The organism is Agrobacterium sp. SORGH_AS_0440, assembly GCF_031453135.1.
GTDB lineage: Bacteria > Pseudomonadota > Alphaproteobacteria > Rhizobiales > Rhizobiaceae > Agrobacterium > Agrobacterium pusense.
This window is the reverse complement of record NZ_JAVIYR010000002.1, coordinates 1958435-1975584: the sequence shown is the minus strand read 5'-3', so window position 1 is coordinate 1975584 and position 17150 is coordinate 1958435. Positions and strand designations below refer to the sequence as shown.

General features: G+C 59.8%; 15 protein-coding genes. 6 read left to right on the top strand and 9 right to left on the bottom strand.

What is annotated here, in order from left to right:
• Nucleotides 1-40 precede the first annotated feature (40 nt).
• Entirely contained in the window at nucleotides 41-1426 is a 1386-nt protein-coding gene (locus QE453_RS19010; RefSeq protein ID WP_309777689.1) for a L,D-transpeptidase, read from the bottom strand.
• Nucleotides 1427-1581: 155 nt separating this feature from the next.
• On the opposite strand from QE453_RS19010, the gene QE453_RS19005 reads away from it, so the two are divergent.
• From QE453_RS19005 to QE453_RS18995, 3 genes are all read left to right on the top strand, one after another.
• Entirely contained in the window at nucleotides 1582-2415 is an 834-nt protein-coding gene (locus tag QE453_RS19005) for an aldose 1-epimerase family protein (protein ID WP_080822954.1), read from the top strand.
• A 218-nt stretch (nucleotides 2416-2633) separates the two neighbouring features.
• The gene (locus QE453_RS19000) at nucleotides 2634-2972 is read left to right on the top strand and encodes a TIGR01244 family sulfur transferase (RefSeq protein WP_003522797.1); all 339 of its coding nucleotides are present in this window, start codon (nucleotides 2634-2636) and stop codon (nucleotides 2970-2972) included.
• Between the two features lie 50 nt (nucleotides 2973-3022).
• Nucleotides 3023-3364, top strand: a complete 342-nt coding sequence (locus tag QE453_RS18995) for a RidA family protein (protein ID WP_004442838.1) — start codon at nucleotides 3023-3025, stop codon at nucleotides 3362-3364.
• Between the two features lie 268 nt (nucleotides 3365-3632).
• On the opposite strand, the gene QE453_RS18990 is transcribed toward QE453_RS18995, so the two are convergent.
• From QE453_RS18990 to QE453_RS18975, 4 genes are all read right to left on the bottom strand, one after another.
• Nucleotides 3633-4397, bottom strand: coding sequence for a HugZ family protein (locus tag QE453_RS18990; RefSeq protein WP_035209345.1), 765 nt, complete (start codon nucleotides 4395-4397; stop codon nucleotides 3633-3635).
• Nucleotides 4398-4464: 67 nt separating this feature from the next.
• Nucleotides 4465-6132, bottom strand: a complete 1668-nt coding sequence (locus QE453_RS18985; RefSeq protein ID WP_309777687.1) for a thiamine pyrophosphate-binding protein — start codon at nucleotides 6130-6132, stop codon at nucleotides 4465-4467.
• On the bottom strand, nucleotides 6129-7331 hold the full coding sequence (locus tag QE453_RS18980; protein ID WP_072494648.1) for a CaiB/BaiF CoA-transferase family protein: 1203 nt from the start codon (nucleotides 7329-7331) through the stop codon (nucleotides 6129-6131). Before QE453_RS18980 ends, QE453_RS18985 begins: the two co-directional genes overlap by 4 nt.
• A gap of 167 nt (nucleotides 7332-7498) precedes the next feature.
• Nucleotides 7499-8479 carry an alpha/beta hydrolase gene (locus tag QE453_RS18975; RefSeq protein WP_309777685.1) on the bottom strand — a complete coding sequence of 327 codons (981 nt, stop codon included), beginning with the start codon at nucleotides 8477-8479 and terminating at the stop codon, nucleotides 7499-7501.
• A 147-nt stretch (nucleotides 8480-8626) separates the two neighbouring features.
• Here QE453_RS18975 and ettA point away from each other — a divergent pair, with 147 nt between their 5' ends.
• From ettA to metF, 3 genes are all read left to right on the top strand, one after another.
• On the top strand, nucleotides 8627-10276 hold the full coding sequence (gene ettA / locus QE453_RS18970) for an energy-dependent translational throttle protein EttA (RefSeq protein WP_022556616.1): 1650 nt from the start codon (nucleotides 8627-8629) through the stop codon (nucleotides 10274-10276).
• A gap of 159 nt (nucleotides 10277-10435) precedes the next feature.
• Nucleotides 10436-11449 (top strand): metalloregulator ArsR/SmtB family transcription factor, encoded by a 1014-nt coding sequence (locus QE453_RS18965; RefSeq protein WP_004442828.1) that lies wholly within the window; start codon nucleotides 10436-10438, stop codon nucleotides 11447-11449.
• A gap of 1 nt (nucleotide 11450) precedes the next feature.
• Nucleotides 11451-12344 (top strand): methylenetetrahydrofolate reductase [NAD(P)H], encoded by an 894-nt coding sequence (gene metF, locus QE453_RS18960; RefSeq protein WP_006697742.1) that lies wholly within the window; start codon nucleotides 11451-11453, stop codon nucleotides 12342-12344.
• 465 nt (nucleotides 12345-12809) lie between these two features.
• Here the strand turns inward: metF and QE453_RS18955 are convergent, their stop codons facing one another.
• The 4 genes from QE453_RS18955 to QE453_RS18940 all read right to left on the bottom strand — a co-directional run bounded on the left by QE453_RS18955 (nucleotide 12810) and on the right by QE453_RS18940 (nucleotide 17138).
• A complete protein-coding gene (locus QE453_RS18955) occupies nucleotides 12810-14036 on the bottom strand; it encodes a lytic murein transglycosylase (RefSeq protein WP_244455598.1) in 1227 nt (408 codons plus the stop codon).
• Nucleotides 14037-14158: 122 nt separating this feature from the next.
• Nucleotides 14159-14938, bottom strand: coding sequence for a GH25 family lysozyme (locus QE453_RS18950; protein WP_004442823.1), 780 nt, complete (start codon nucleotides 14936-14938; stop codon nucleotides 14159-14161).
• A 233-nt stretch (nucleotides 14939-15171) separates the two neighbouring features.
• Nucleotides 15172-15891, bottom strand: a complete 720-nt coding sequence (locus tag QE453_RS18945; RefSeq protein ID WP_006697744.1) for a class I SAM-dependent methyltransferase — start codon at nucleotides 15889-15891, stop codon at nucleotides 15172-15174.
• Entirely contained in the window at nucleotides 15888-17138 is a 1251-nt protein-coding gene (locus QE453_RS18940) for a DUF3419 family protein (RefSeq protein ID WP_309777682.1), read from the bottom strand. The genes QE453_RS18945 and QE453_RS18940 overlap by 4 nt, the downstream gene beginning before the upstream one ends.
• Nucleotides 17139-17150: the final 12 nt, after the last annotated feature.

The window sequence follows — 17150 nt, the reverse complement described above, 5'->3', positions numbered from 1 at the left end:
AGCCCGGACCGCCGGGCTTTTTCCTTTTCTTCCAGTCGATTTATTCCGCGAATTCGACCACCACACCGGGACGGACCATTTTCGCCAGTTCGGTGGCATCCCAGTTGGTCAGGCGAATACAGCCATGGCTGTTCGTCTTGCCGATCTTCGAGGGTTCCGGCGTGCCGTGAATGCCGTAGGTCGGCTTCGACAGGGCGATCCAGACCGTGCCGACAGGACCGTTCGGGCCCGGCGGGATCTGCAGGATCTTGTCGTTCTGACCCTGCTTGAAGTTGATCTTGGGATTATAGGTGTAGCCCGGATTGAGCGCGATACGCTCTACCGTATGGGTGCCGCTTGGCGAGGGCGTGTCCGTGGAGCCGATCGTGGCTGGATAGGCGGCAATCAGATTGCCGTCCTGGCCATAGGCGAAGACCTGCTTGATACCCTTGTGCGCAACGATGCGGGCGACCTGCCCCTTCTTCGCCTCGCCGGGATTGACGACCTTGATGATAGTGCCGGGCACGGAGAAATCGACGCCGGGGTTCAGCTCTTTCAGATAGTTCTCATCCATATGGAAGCGTTCGGCCAGCGCTTCCGAGGTCGACGTGAAGGAAAGGGCAGGAAGCTGCGATTTCTCGGCATAGTCGTCCGGGATGGAGGCCACGTAGGGGCCGGCGGCATCGGCGGCGGTGATCGTGTAATCCACAATCGGCATGCCGCCCGAGGCGCGCAGGCGTTCCAGAATGTCTTCTGAATTGTTCGGGTCGAGCTTTTCGCCCGTCATGTCCTGCCAGGCGGCTATGGCCTTGTTGACATTGTCGCCCATCTTCCCGTCGATCACGCCGGGGGAGATGCCCTCGCGGTCGAGGAAGGTCTGGAGCGCGACGATTTCCTGGCGGGAACGGTTGACCGGCGTCGTTACCGGCGTATGCCGCTCGATCAGGTGGTCCGGTTGCGGAACGGCGGCCGTGGTGCTTTCTCCCGGCATCGGCTGGCCGAGCGGGCCGCTTTCCACCGCGCCGGGGGCTGGCACGGAACCGGTGGAGAGATTCTCATCGGAGCCGTCGCCGCGATATTCACGATAATCGCGCACGTTGCCGTTGTCCTGATAACCGTAGTCGCGCGGCGGCTCACGATACTGGCCACCGGGGGCGGGTGGATAATAGGTGGTGTCGCGCTGGCGTACCTGCTGCCGCTGCTGGTAGCCGGAGGGCATTTCGGTGGCCAGCAGGTTGCCGTACTGGTCGTAGAACACGGTACGACCCATTGCGTCACGGCTGATGACGATGTCGCCACGTTCCGGCATGAAATCGAGAACGCGGCCATCTGGCGTAACCAGCATGGTCTGTTCGCCATAACGCTGCTGCGCGCCAGCCTGTAGCGGAGCGAAAATCGACGCCACGGCGATCGTCAGGCCCAGAGCTGCGTTAAGAAACTGTTTCACGATTCTGCTATCCCTTGCTTCGTCACCGATAAACACACCGTAATCTTGACCCTATTGTGAAAAAGGTGAATTCGCGGTTAATGCAATCTTAATTTCCGTCACGGTTAGTAGCGTTTCCGTGAACCATGCGTTTTTACTGCCACAGGGAGGTTGTCTTGCGTTCGTTTCAGGCTGGCAGATCGCCACGCATTTTCCTCGATGAGACCTCCGTTTTCGATATCGGCGCCTGCGTCGTCGATGGCATAGACATCGCGCCCGGCCGCGCCATTCCCGATGATGGCGATGCGCGTATCGACCACTCGCTTGAAGGCTTTCTTTTTACCTGTGGTCCCGATCATATCCGTCATCCCGAACCGATTGATGGTGACCGCGAGGGGCGTCGATATCCCTTGCATGGCTCCTTCTCCTCGCATCCCGCAACGATCACCGCGTTCGATGTTCTCGAGTCCAATGCGCTGGCGCGCGTCGAGGTTCCCGTGAAGCTTGCCGATGGCGGCACGGCGCTGCTGGAACGGACATGGAAGATCGATGGCGAAAGCGGCGAGGTCAGCCTCGATGACAGGATCGTCAATACGTCCGGGCGGCCGATCCCAGTATTCCTGATGTACCATATGAATGTCGGCGCTCGCCTGTTTGACGATGCGGTGCGGCTTGAAGGCGCAATGCTGGATGGCGGCGGCCATGGCTGGCGTTTTGGCGAGGAGCCGGGCACTGTTTTCTGCGTCTCGGCCGGCAAGACTGAATGGGCGGAATTGAAACTCGGCCCGATTGCGGCCATTGGCGGGAAGACGCTCACCGTGCGTTTTCGCACGGAGACGCTGCCCTATCTGCAGATGTGGCGCAACCAGCAGGCACCGGCGAACGTGCTCGGCATCGAGCCGGTTTCGCATCGCTGGGTGGGGCGTAGCGAGCTTGAGGCAGCCGGTGAGTTCAATATTCTTCAGCCGGGCGAAAGCCGTTCCTTCGGTCTGCGCTTTTCCATCCTCTGAGCCGTACCGAATGAAGACCGGGCATCATTGACGCATGGGATTTGACCGCTTACATCGGATGCGGATTTCTAGATCGTTTTGGCTTTTCTTCGAATCGCCAAAACGATCTAGCTCTTTGATTTTACGCGTTGTCCGGACGTAAAAGCGTTTCCGCTTTTACTGGAAACGCTCTAAGGATGACGTCCAGCGGCGCGGACGCCGGTTTCAGGAGGCATGACATGGATATCAGGCGCATAGACGACGAATATTCGGTAACTGGACAGATCAGCGTCGCCGATCTGGATGAGATCAAGGCACTCGGCTTCAAGTCGATCGTCTGCCACCGCCCGGACGGCGAAGAAGACGGTCAGCCGCTTTTTGCCGATATTGCCGAGCGTGCAGAGCAGCTTGGCCTGACGATCATGCATGTGCCGGTCGGCCGCTACGGCGTCGACGCCGATGCCGTTGCCGGCATGGTGGATGCGCTCGATGAATTGCAGCGCCCGATGCTCGGCTATTGCCGTTCCGGCGCGCGCTCCACGGCGATCTACGAAAAGACCCATCACCTGCGCGGCTGATTTTTCGCGCGTCATTCTATTTTTCAAGTGCCAATCAACAGGAGTTTTCCATGACCATCAAGCGTATCGAGCCGGGCAAGCGCATGAGCGGCGCCGTCGTTCACGGCAATACCGTTTATCTGGCCGGCCAGGTTGGCGAAGGTACGAGCGTGACGGAACAGAGCAAGTCGGCTCTCGCTGAAGTCGACCGCCTGCTGGCCGCTGCCGGTTCCGACAAGTCGAAGATCCTGCAGACCATCATCTACCTCTCCGACATGTCCACCTTCGGCGAAATGAACGCTGTCTGGGAAGGCTGGATCGACCCGGCAAACCCGCCGGCCCGCGCCACCAGCGAAGCCGCGCTGGCAACGCCGGATTACAAGGTTGAATTCATCGTCACCGCTGCTCTCTGAGCATCAGTCTGATCTTTAAGAAAAGGCCGGGTCGCGGAATGCGGCCCGGCCTTTTTGATGGGATGGGGTCAAAAACTCTCCCCGTCATGCCGGGCTTGACCCGGCATCCAGCCACGGCGCGTCTGCGCCGTGAAAAGAGTCTCTCGCGATCAAGGACTTGATCGCGCTGGACCCCGGATCTAGTCCGGGGTGACGGCGCGGCGCGGCGACATGGCCACAAAATACCAAGTAGAAGCAATTTTCATGTTTTTTGAATCGCTTGCGTCCGTCACCTCACCGGCGAAGCAAGCGCCTTCTCAAACTGCTTCAACGTCTCCACCCGCTCCGCAAACCATAGTCGCGCCAGATCATTTGCCGAGGCGAAATCGATACCATCCGGATCGATGGAGGTGATCGTCCAGCGGCCAGCCTTTGCGCCAGCTAGAGCGGCGAGCCGAGCTGCTTCGCCCTTGATGGCGTTAAGGCGGGTCGCTTCGCTTTCCGCCGCCGCCATCAGTTCTTCTGCGCCTGACAGATCGGTGCGCAGATCGGCGGGGATGATATTGCTGGCGTTGCGGGCCGGGCCGCCATTAATCTGCACGCCTTCCGTCCGCAGCCGGTAAAGCCTTGTGTCGGGAAGGGAGAGATAAAGTTTCGCTTTGGGGTAGCGGGCAATGTAGCGCGCGATGGCGATCGGCACTTCATCCGGGCTGATTTGTTCCGCCCTGCCCACCAGTGTCAGGCGCGGCAGCGTCAGCGCGTCACCCTTGCCGAAAGGGGCGAGTGTCAGCGAGATACGAGAATCGCTTTCCATATTGCGGGCGTGCAGCGTCAGCCCGGCCGCGAAGAAGAACGGCGTGCCATCCGGCTCGATGCCGATATTGGTCGCGGTTGTATAGGGATAACCGCTGACGGGATCGAGCGTGGCGAGTGCTGCCGTGCGGGACGTGTGCAGCACATCGCGGGCCACGCGCACTGCCTCGAAAGGCGCGCCGGCCGAGGGCTCGATCTTCGCGCCGCGTGGGGTGATGACGGGAGGGGCTGTATCCGGCATGGCGTTTCCTAAGCTGTGAGTCACAGTCAGGATTTACACCATGCCGAAGCCATGTCCATGCGCGATATCAGCTTCGGGTTCTGATCTGCGTCAGGGTACGCGTCGGCGTGATCGCTTCCGCATCCAGCTTCACCTCGATGATCGCCGGTTTGCCGCTTGCCCGTGCCCGTTCGAAGGCGGAGGCGAAGTCTTGCGTTCTTTCCACCGTTTCGCCGTGTCCGCCATAGGCTTTGGCAAAGGCGTTGAAATCCGGATTGACGAGATCGGTGCCGCTGACACGACCGGGATATTCCCGCTCCTGATGCATGCGGATCGTGCCATAGGTGCCGTTATTGACCAGCAGGGTGATGATTGGCAGCCCGTAACGCACGGCGGTGATGAATTCCTGCCCGTGCATCATGAAGCAACCGTCACCGGCAAAGCAGATCACCTCGCGCTCCGGGAACAGGTGCTTGGCGGCCACCGCCGCCGGCAGGCCGTAACCCATGGAGCCTGATGTCGGGGCCGATTGCGTGTTGAAACGGCGGAAGCGGTGGAAGCGGTGCAGCCAGGTGGCGTAATTGCCGGCGCCATTGGTGAAGATGGCGTCTTCAGCAACGTTCGCCTCGATCCAGTCCATGATCGGACCCATCTGCACGGCGCCGGGGCCTGTATGCGGCGGCGTTGACCATTTGAGATAGGCCTCATGCATTGAGGCCGTGCGATCGGCCCAGGCGGCATTGCCGGCAAGATCGATGGAGGCAAGGGCGGCAACGAAATCGTTCGGGGAGGCGCAGATAGCGAGGTCCGGCCGATAGACGCGGCCGAGCTCTTCCGCCTCCGGATAGATATGGATGAGCTTCTGCGACGGGTAGGGAATATCGAGCAGCGTATAACCGGAGGAGGGCATTTCGGAGAGGCGGCCACCGAGCAGCACCACGAGGTCGGCTTCCTTGATTTCCCTGGCCAGTGCCGGGTTGATGCCGATGCCGACATCGCCTGCGTAGGAGGGGCTCAGATGATCAAACAGCATCTGGCGGCGGAATGAACAGCCCACGGGAAGTTTGTGCTTTTCCGCAAAAGCCTTGAAGCCCGTCACGCTTTCCTCGGACCAGCGGGTGCCGCCGGCGATGAAGACCGGGCGTTTTGCCTCGCCCAGCATTTTGGCGAAGGCGGCCATTTGCGACAGGCCTGGATGTGCCTCGACGGGCGTATAGGGCTTTGCCTCGGGAGCTTCGACCTCTTCCACCAGCATGTCTTCGGGCAGCGTCAGCACCACGGGGCCGGGGCGGCCGGAAGTGGCGACGGCAAAAGCGCGGGTAACGAATTCAGGGATGCGGCGGGCATCATCGATCTCGCCCACCCATTTTGCGAATTCGGTAAAGGCGCGGCGATATTCCACTTCCTGAAAGGCCTCGCGCTCGCGGGCATCCCGCTGCACCTGACCGATGAACAGGATCATCGGAATGGAATCCTGCCTTGCAATGTGCAGGCCGGCCGAGGCATTTGTGGCACCGGGGCCACGGGTCACCATGCAGATGCCAGGCTCGCCCGTCAGCCGCCCCCAGGTATCGGCCATCATGGCTGCGCCGCCTTCCTGACGGCAGACCACGGTTTCGATGCCGCTTTCATAAAGCGCATCCAGAACGGCCAGATAGCTTTCGCCTGGAACGCAGGAAACGCGGGAGACACCATTGGCCTTCAGCGCTTCGACGATCAATTGCCCGCCTGTTCTTTTCATTCCGGCTGCAGTCATGGCGTCGTGGTCCTTTCGATGTTTTCCAGTTCGGCCAGCACCTGCGCCTGATGTTCGCCGAGCTTAGGGCTCGGGTGTTCATAACGCAGCGGCGTCTGAGACATGATAATGGGTGTGCGGACACCGGGGATGACAGTGCCGTCTTCCGCCTCCAGATCGATACGGAGGCCGCGTGCCTTCACCTGCGGATCCGCGAACATTTCCTCGATGGAATTGATCGGTCCGGCGGGGACGGCGTTCTTCTCGCAGGCGGTCAGAAGATCGCGCTTCTGCCATTTCAGCGTCTCCGTGGAAACGATCTGCCGCACCTCGACCTTATGCGCCACGCGGGCCTTGTTTGTCGCGTATCGCTCGTCATCGGCGATCGCGCCGATGCCGAGGATATTGCAGAGGCGGCGGAACTGACCGTCATTGCCGACCGCGAGGATCAGGAAGCCGTCGGCCGTTGGCACCACCTCATAGGGGGAGATATTTGGGTGGGCGTTGCCGAGCCGGACGGGAGGCCTGCCGGAGATCAGGTAATTCATGTTCTGGTTGGCGAGAACGGCCGATTGCACATCGAGAAGCGCCATGTCGATATGCTGGCCTTCGCCAGATCGAATGGCGTGGATCAGGGCCGCCTGAATGGCCGATACGGAATAGATGCCGGTGAAGATATCGGCAACCGCCACGCCTGCCTTCATCGGCTGTCCGTCGGCTTCGCCCGTAATCGACATGAAGCCGGACATGCCCTGCACGATATAATCGTATCCGGCGAGATCGGCATAGGGCCCGGTCTGGCCGAAGCCGGTGATGGAGCAATAGATCAGCTTCGGATTGAGCGCCCTGAGGCTTTCGTAATCGAGGCCATATTTTGCAAGTCCGCCGCGCTTGAAATTCTCGATGACGACATCGGCGGTGCGCACCAGCCGGCGCACCAGTTCGCAGCCCTCGGGTGTTTTGAGATCGGCGACGATGGAGCGTTTGCCGCGATTGGTGGCGTGGTAATAGGCGGCGGAGAGGTTTTCTCCGTCATCGCTCTCAACGAAGGGCGGTCCCCATGCGCGTGTATCATCGCCGCCTTCGGGGTTTTCGACCTTGATAACGTCTGCGCCCATATCGGCCAGCATCTGCCCCGCCCAGGGACCGGCGAGAACACGCGCCAATTCGATGACGCGGATGCCCGATAGCGGCGGTTTCCTGTTCGGCTTGTCGGTCATCTATCCCCCGGTACTTGGTGTCTGCCGGTTTATAGACCGCTGCTTGCCGCGTCGCATGTGATTTTATCTCATGGACTTATTCCGTTTTGGAACGGCACTAAACTGGGGCTGATACGGCAGCTTCGACATTCGGTATTTTGAGAGTCCCCTAATTCCGTCATTCCGGCTCAAGGCCGGAATGACGGGGAGGGCGTTTTACTGTCATCCACGACGCGGCCGCACCAGGCGGCAAAATCCGCCGCGACGGCCTGCCAGCCGATTTCGTTCAGGGTTTCGTGCCGCATGCCGTTGTAAATCGTGTGCTCGACATGGCTGAAGCCCGCCTCCCGGAAACGTTCGGCAAGCCACACGATCTCCCTGCCGTCATTGGTGGCGGCGTCCTCATCACCGCTCACCAGCAAAAGCGGCAAAGCCTTCGGCAGACGCTCGATAAGTTTCGGGCCGCGATAGGAGAGTGCAAAGACATCCTGCCAGAGGGAAACGCTCGCCTCGAACTGGCAGAGCGGGTCTTCCACATAGGCGTCAACCGCCGCCTTGTCGTGGCTCAGCCAGTCTGCATGGGTGCGCTTTTCCGGCATTTTCGCGTTCCAGGCGCGGAAGGTGGCTTTCGGCAGGATGGCGCTCGGCACATCCGAGCCTTTCAGCATTTTTTCCAACCGCAACACAATCTGCGCGAAACGGCCCATAAGACCGGGATTGAGATTGGAATTCCAGATCGACAGACCATCGAAGGCGTCGGGGTAACTGACAGCGGTATTGAGCGCCACGAGGCCCCCCATGGAGTGGCCGAACAGGATCACCGGCAGGCCGGGATGCCGCTCGCCGGCCAGCCGGCGCATCGCCATGACGTCGGCCACGACCTTGTCCGCGCCATCCTTCCAGGCAAAGCGGCCGAGAGGCGCATCCGCCGCTTTCGTGCGACCGTGGCCGCGATGGTCGTGGGCATAGACCTCGAAACCCTGTTGCGCCATGACGTCGGCAAAACGGCGGTAACGGCCCGCATGTTCCACAAGGCCGTGGCAGATCATCAGCACGCCGCGGGCGGGAGCAAGGGCGGAAGGTTGATGTCGGAAGGCGATGGATGCGCCGGAAGGGGCTTCCAGCCTCTCAATCCGGCTGAATGCGAAGTTATCGGTCGTCTCATTCATCGTCGCACCCGTCGTCTCATCGCGCAGCGTGTCATAATCATGGGGTCATAATCGTGCCAGAGGTTGCCCCAAGGTCCTATTTACCCTACATAGCGGCAAATTTCCCGATACGTACTCTTAAAAATCCGATGTGGAGCATTCGCTACAATGGCACGTCAATTCATCTATCACATGGCTGGGCTGAACAAGTCCTATGGCGCGAAGAAGGTTCTGGAGAATGTGCATCTCTCCTTCTACCCTGACGCCAAGATCGGTATCCTCGGCCCGAACGGCGCGGGTAAGTCGACCGTTCTCAAGATCATGGCCGGCCTTGACAAGGAATATACCGGTGAGGCGTGGCTCGCCGAAGGTGCGACGCTCGGTTATCTCGAGCAGGAGCCGAAGCTCGACGAAAACAAGACCGTGATGCAAAACGTCATGGAAGGCGTGGCGAGCAAGACGGCGATCGTTGACCGCTACAACGAGCTGATGATGAACTATTCCGATGAAACGGCGGAAGAGGGCGCGAAGCTTCAGGACATCATCGACAGCCAGAACCTGTGGGACCTCGAAAATCAGGTCGAAATGGCCATGGACGCCCTGCGCTGCCCGCCCGGCGATTCGCCGGTGACCGGCCTTTCGGGTGGTGAGCGCCGCCGCGTGGCACTGTGCCGCTTGCTGCTGTCGCAGCCGGACCTGCTGCTGCTCGACGAACCGACCAACCATCTGGACGCTGAAACCATCGCCTGGCTCGAAAAGCACCTGCGCGACTATCCCGGCGCCGTGATGATGATCACCCACGACCGCTACTTCCTCGACAACGTCACGGGCTGGATTCTCGAGCTCGATCGTGGTCGCGGCATTCCTTACGAGGGCAATTACTCCGCTTACCTGCAGGCGAAAGCCAAGCGCATGCAGCAGGAAGCCCGCGAAGATGCTTCGCGTCAGAAGGCCATCAGCCGCGAACAGGAATGGATCGCCTCCAGCCCCAAGGCCCGCCAGACGAAGTCCAAGGCGCGTATCAAGGCCTATGACGAGCTGGTGGAAGCAGCGGAAAACCGCCGTCCCGGCGATGCGCAGATCGTCATTCCGGTCGCCGAGCGTCTGGGCCGCGTCGTCATCGAGGCTGAGAACCTCACCAAATCCTATGGCGACCGCGTGCTGATTGAGAACCTGTCCTTCAAGCTGCCCCCGGGCGGTATTGTCGGCGTCATCGGCCCGAACGGCGCTGGCAAGACCACGCTGTTCAAGATGATCACGGGTCAGGAGCAGCCGGATAGCGGTTCGATCACGGTCGGTGATACCGTCCAGCTCGGTTACGTCGACCAGAGCCGCGACGCGCTGGCGGGTGACAAGACCGTGTGGGAAGAAATCTCCGGCGGCAACGACATCATCAAGCTCGGCAAGTTCGAAGTGAACTCGCGCGCCTATTGCGGCGCCTTCAACTTCAAGGGCGGCGATCAGCAGCAGAAGGTCGGCAACCTCTCGGGTGGTCAGCGCAACCGCGTGCACCTTGCCAAGATGCTGAAGGCGGGCGGCAACGTACTGCTGCTCGACGAACCGACCAACGACCTTGATACGGAAACGCTGGCAGCGCTCGAAGAAGCGCTGGAAGCTTTCGCAGGCTGCGCCGTTATCATCAGCCACGACCGCATGTTCCTGGACCGCCTCGCGACCCACATTCTCGCTTTCGAGGGTGACAGCCACGTGGAATGGTTCGAAGGCAACTTCGAAGACTACGAAAAGGACAAGGTCCGTCGCCTCGGCCCGGAAAGCATCAAGCCCGGCCGCGTGAGCTACAAGCGTCTGACACGCTGATCCGTTTGTCATCACTTCAAAAAGGCCCGCCGCAAAGCGGGCCTTTTTCCGTGTAATAAGTGGAGATGATCGTCTCGCGCGGCACTTTGCGCTTGCATCTCGCGCCACATCGACATAAAGATATCTTTATATCTTGATTAGCTTGCGAGGCGCGGCAGAGTGGCGTTCGGTCTGGACAAATTGGTGGATCTCCTGAAGGCGGCGGGTGAGCCGACGCGCTTCCGGTTGCTGGCGCTTCTTTCGGCCGGCGATCTGACGGTGACCGACCTTACCGAAATCCTTGGCCAGTCGCAGCCGCGTATCTCCCGTCACCTCAAGCTTTTGACGGAAGAGGGGCTGATCGAGCGTTATCAGGAAGGTGCGTGGGCCTATTTTCGCTTGCGGCAGGATGGCGAGCCTGCGGGTGTCGTTCGGCAGTTGCTTGCAGCGGCCTCGCCTTCCGACGCGGTTCTTCAGCGTGACAGTGAGCGACTGGCCGCCGTCAAGCGGGTGAGGGCGGAGCGGGCGCAGGATTATTTCAGCCGTAATGCGTCCGCCTGGGACGAACTGCGTCGCCTGCATGTCAGCGACGAAGCCGTGGAAGGCGCGCTACTGAAGCTGGTGGGCACCACGCCCGTCGATTCGCTGCTCGATCTCGGCACGGGCACCGGCCGTATCCTGCAGCTTCTGAGCGGCATTTATCGCCGTGCCATCGGCGTGGATGCGAGCCGCGACATGCTTTCGGTGGCACGCGCCAATCTGGACAAGGCGGGCGTGGTGAACGCCTCCGTGCGCCATGGCGATATTCTCAATCTGCCGCTTGAGGGACAGGATTTCGATTTGATCGTCATCCATCAGGTGCTGCATTTTCTCGACCAGCCGGAGATCGCCCTTTCGGAAGCCGCGCGTATGCTGCGTCCGGGCGGTCGGTTGATCGTCATCGATCTTGCGCCGCATTCCTTTGAATATCTGCGCGACGAACACGCGCATGTGCGGCTAGGCTTCTCGCACCCGCTGATGGAAGAGTGGATGAAGAAGGCTGGGCTTTCTCTGGAGCGTGCCGTCGATCTGCATTCTGAAAAGGCGTCCGACGAAGCTCTGGACGTCACGATCTGGGTTGCCCGCGACCAGCGGCTGCTGATGGCAGACGATGTGGCGCAAGAGGCGGTTTTACTTCGCTCCGGGAGGGCATGATATGTTGAGGTCGGAAACCGCACGCCGTGATGGCGACATCCGGTTGTCTTTCGAATTTTTCCCGCCCAAGAACGCCGAGATGGAAACCCAGCTCTGGGAAACGGTTGCCGAGCTCAAGAAGTGGAACCCGGATTTCGTCTCCGTCACCTACGGTGCCGGTGGTTCCACCAAGGCGCCGACGCTGGACGCGGTGCGCCGGATGATCGGTGACAGCCACCTGGCGACGGCCGCACATCTGACCTGCGTGGACGCGAGCCGCGATGAGGTGCACCAGGTCGTCGACGAGTTCCGTAATGCGGGCGTTCGTCATTTCGTGGCGCTGCGCGGTGATCCCTCCACTGGTATCGGCACGGCTTACCAGCCGCATCCGCAGGGTTACGAGAACGCCGCAGCGCTGGTAAAGGGCCTCAAGGAGCTGGGCGACTTTGAGATTTCGGTCTCCGCCTATCCTGAAAAGCATCCGGAAAGCGCAAGTGAAGCTGTTGATATCGACATGCTGAAGCGCAAGGCGGATAATGGCGCTACCCGGGCGCTGACGCAGTTCTTCTTCGATAATGACGTGTTCGAACGTTACATGGAACGGGTTACGGCGGCGGGGATCACCATTCCGGTGGTTCCGGGCATCATGCCGATCCAGAATCTCACCCAGCTCAAGCGTTTCGCCGGACGCTGCGGCACAAGCATTCCTGCGTTTCTGGATGAGCGTTTTGAAGGCTATGACGAGGATCTGGAGGGCCGCGCCCGCGTGGCTGCAGAGGTTGCGGCCGAGCAGATCGCCGATCTCCAGCGGCGCGGCGTCAATGAGTTCCACCTCTATACCATGAACCGCGCGCCGCTGGTTGATGCCGTGCTTGAAAATCTGGGCCTGGAGCGTCTGCGTCGCAGCGCCGCGTGATTTCAGCCAGGCTATTTTCGGACAGAAAAAAGCGCAGGTCCCTCGGGGCCTGCGCTTTTTAAATTCGTGTCATCTACGGTTCTTCACTGCGTTTGGTCTTCACGTCTCGTCAGATGAAAAGCATCATCGCTACGAACAAAAACGCCAAACCGACTGCCAAGGCATTGAGAGATTTTGTAAGTCCCATGGGTGCCTCCTCTTGTTGACAGCTTCGATAATATGACCGTTTTGTGGCAGTTGAAAAGCGGTTTTTGTGATGCGGTGCAGCACGTCTTTCAGGGTCTCAAAAAAGGAATTTCCGTAATTATTTGAAAATGAATGGTTATTTTCTTATCACGCAGTGCTTCATATGTTTAAAAAAAGTAAATGACCGGGGTTTTATCCCCAGTCATCCGGTCGAGATTAGCGATTTCCGCCTTGATTCCGGCCGACAGATTAAGGGCCGGAGAGCAGCGTTAAGACAGGTTAAAGCGCCTGTAGAAGAGCTGCCGTAGGCCAGCCGTCCGCCGGCATGCCGAGGCGCTGCTGTTCCTTCTGGATGGCGACGCGGGTGCCAGAACCGAGAATTCCATCCACCTTGCCGACATTGTGGCCGCGTGCTTCGAGCTTGGACTGAAGCTGCTTCATGGTGGCGTCATCAAAGCCGGGATCTGGGTTGCCCTTGTCATAGACCGGGCCGCCCATCAGGCGGGTAGCGAAATAGGCAGCCGAGGTCGTGTAGATGAACGACTGGTTCCATTCCAGATAGATGTTGAAGTTCGGATAGGTGAGGAAAGTGGGACCCTTGCGGCCCTGCGGCATGATGAGTGCGGCGGGAAGGGAGGCGAAGTTCTTGTTGCCATCGCGCGGGGTGACGCCAAGCGCAAACCATTCGCCGGCGGTCAGCGGGCCGCCAAGGCCGGATTTTTCCCAGGGCAGGTTCTCGGGGAGGGAAACTTCCTGAATCCAGGGTTCGCCCTTTTTGAAGCCGAGGTGCTGGATGAATTTTGCAGCCGTTAGAATGGCATCGGGCGCACTGCTCTTGACGTTGATGTGGCCGTCACCATCACCATCGACGCCGAAGGCGATGATATCCTTCGGCAGCATCTGTACCTGGCCGATTTCGCCGGCCCATGCGCCCGTATTGGTGGCAGGATCGAGATCGCCATGCTGAACCATTTCGATCAGCGCGAGCAGCTGCGGGCGGAAGAGCTCCGGGCGGCGGCAATCATGCGACAGGGTTACCAGCGCGTTGCGGGTGTTGAAATCGCCCTGAACGGCGCCAAAATCGGTCTCCATGGCCCAGAAGGCGGCAATGACGCCAGCGGGCACGCCGAACTCGTTTTCGGCGCGGGCGAAGGTGGAGGAGAGCTCCTGCAGCTTCTTGCGGCCGATATCAAGGCGGGCCTGGCTGACGGTGCGCTGCGAGAATTCGAGGAAAGTCTGGCGGAAAACGCCCTGCGCGCGGTCACGCGATAGCACCTTCTGGTCGATCTGTGCGCCCGCCAATGCCTTCTGGATCGCATCTGCCGGAATGCCCTTGGCAAGCGCATCGGCCTTGACGCCTTCAAGAAACGTACCGAGATCACCACCGCAGGCGACCTGCTTGGGATCGTCAGGCGATGCAACCGGTGGCGTGGCGAGGGCTGCGCTGGAAGACAAAAGAGACAGAGCGGCGGCAAAGATGATGCTGCGCGACCGGAACGTGGGCATGGGAATTTCCTCGATAGGTTGTTAGCCCGCTTTACCCATATGTTTGCGACAAAAAAACGGATCGGGCGATCTGACGTGGTTGAACAACGCCGAATTTTGGAAAGTGTTGCTTCTTGGCCGTCCTATTTGGCCGAAGCGATCCATTTCCGCCAGTTTTTCTCGCTTCCGGCAAAGACATTGATGTCGGTCGGGCCATTCACGCCGGGTACGACGCCTGTTGCGGTGTATTGCCAGAAGGCCCATTGCCGGTCTTCATAGATCTTGGTCGGATGCGCGGCGACGGACCGCACCCAGAAATGATAGTCCTTGAACTGGCCGACGAGATTGTCGCGGTGGAAATCAACCGAGGTATAGATAATCGGACGTTTGCCGTAATGGGCTTCGATGCGGTCGAGGAAGCGCTGCATTTCGGCGCGTACGATGCCGGGAGCCGGGCGCGTCTTGCAGGTGGGGGAGGCAGGGTTCCACTCCACGTCGAGAACCGGTGGCAACGTAACGGCGTCCTTCGGCACGTTGCGAATGAACCAGTCGGCCTGCGCGTCTGCCGTCGAGCAGAAATAATAGAAGTGGTAAGGCGCATGCAGAATATTCGCGGCTGCGGCGCTGCGCCAATGGTCGCCGAATTTCGGATCGATTCGATCCGACCCCTCCGTTGCCTTGATGAAGACGAATGACACGCCCGACTTGCGCACGGTCTGCCAGTCGACATCGCCATTCCATTTGGATACGTCGATGCCGTGCACCTCATGGCGGTGCGGGTTGTTGACGCCGAAATCCTGCGGGTCGGTATCGGAAAATTTTGGCTTGGATACGGACGCGGTTTCGAGCAGATCGTAACTCGTGGAGGTGCAGCCGCCGATCAATAGCAAAGCCGACAATAGTGCCGATAAACGCAGCCGCATTGGAACCCTGATGAAAATATTGCCCCTATACGGCCGCCAAAACGGCGCGCCGTATCTCCCGATTTACGCATAACATGGTAAACAAACTGATATGGCAAGTGGCAACGTGCTTTTTGCACCCGACAGTCGCTGGATTTGAAGCGATTTGCGCATTCATCGCCGAATAAGGCGCTGCAGGAGCCTTGACGGTGACGCCCCTCGGCGCTGCGCGGGGTCCGTTCTACCTTCTGCAATCAGGCGTCGGCCAGGATGCGGTGGATTTTCGGTTGCTGCGCTTCAATGACCGGAAGGGTAATGACAGCCCGCCAGGCGTAACCACGGGCGATTTCCTCAAATTCGAGGTTGCCATCAAAACGGCCTGCCATATTTGCCAGGACATAGCGAAGATTGGCGCGGGGCGTAACATGGAAGCGCGTGAGCCAGCCGTGCAGGAGCGTGCGGAACCACTTCGGCAGCTGTTCCTGCTGGCCGAAATCGACAATATGCAGCGCGCCACCGGGTTTCAGCGCCTTGAGCGCCTGTTCCACTGCCTTTTCCCAGTCCGGTATCATCGACAGCGCATACGGAATCATGACCCGGTCGAACCCGTCGGGCTGACCGAACTCGGAGGGGCGGAAAGCGGTGGCGTCGGCCACGCGTAAAATCGGGCGTTCCGCCCTGCCGGCGAAATTCTCGGCTGCGGTCAGCAGCATTTCGGCAGAGATGTCGAGGCCGAATAGTTTGGCGTCAGGAAACCTGCGGCCGGCCAGCAGCAGGTTGCGACCGGTGCCGCAGCCGACTTCCAGGAGCGTGCCGCCCTTTGGTACGTTCAGGCCGGAAATGGTCCGGTCGCGGCCAAGAAGGTAATATTTGCGGGTGATATCGTAGATATGTCGCTGGTGGCGATACATGCGGTCCATCAGGCTCGCATGTGCACTATCTGCAAGACTTACATTCTCACCGACGGTTTTCATGCCATAGCCCTCTGGTAAATATGGAAACCGCCATAAATGGCCGAGCGGTCCAAGGCGTTGAGCTCGCTGGAGCGCTCTTCCAGATAGACCCACTGATTGCGGATATCGGGGGAAAGCCGGCCTTCGATCACGCTCTTTTCGGCTGCGGTGCGGAAGATGACGCGAGCGCCCGATGCGGCGGTGCGGCTGATCTGCGACCACAATTCGTTGAGCTGCACATCCGTCATCCAGTCCTGCGCGTCCAGGAGGATATAGCGGTCGACGGCGCTTGCCGGCTTTTTGGAGAGAAGCTCGGTGTAGGTGGCGTGATGCACGGCGACGCGCGCCGTATTGTTGCGGATTGTCTCGTAATATTCGGACTTGAGATAGGCGGGCAAAGAGCCTTCATGCGGCTCCGGATAACGGCGTGCAAAGGCCTGCCAGGCAAAATAATTGTCGCTCAGCGGAAAGTTGCAGGCGAGTTTTTCCAGCCGCTGCTTCAAAACCGAGGCAACCGTGCCATCATCGGAAAGGCTTGCCAGTTCGTCATATTGGCGGGGCGGAATGCCGAGACCGAAGAGGGAGCTTTTGCGTTTCGTCAACCAGCGGACCACCTTCTTGTCGAAGAGCGGCGCGACCTTGCTGTCGAAAAACTGGCGCTGTTCTTCGAGCGTCCGGGTCCTGGCCATTTCGGTGAGCTTCACACCGTGCAGCCTGGCCATGAGATGGCCTGCGCCGATGAAGCGTCCGAGCAGGCCGGTGTGATAGATGTTCCTGTCAAACACCGAAATGCGACGACGGCCGGAAAGCGTGCGCTTCGACCAGTAAGCCTTGGTCGTGGCATCAAGATGTTCGGCGATGAAGCGATCGTAACCGTGGCTATTGCTGCGCATATTGGCGCGGCCGAAGTGACGCACCACGTCCTGATGGGCGGGCAGATGGCGGAAGGCGGCGAGCTTCAGCTTGTTCAGCGCAATGTGATGCGGATTGAGGTCAACCACGTCGATTCTGGCCGGGTTGCGCGAGAGATAGGCCAGCATGTTGCAGCCGCCGGAACCGATGGTGACGATACGGTGACCTTCGCCAAGCTCCATCGCCTCCATGTCGATCTCGGGATCTTCCCAGATTTGCGGATAGACGAGGCCGGAGAAAAGAACGCCGAAGAACCGTTCGGAGAGGCCGCTTTTCGAGAGAGCCTTGTGCTGGAGCAATGCGGACTTCAGTTTCGTGTTCTTGCTGAAGCCGGTCTTGGGTGCCGCACTCGTCATTTGTTCACCTCT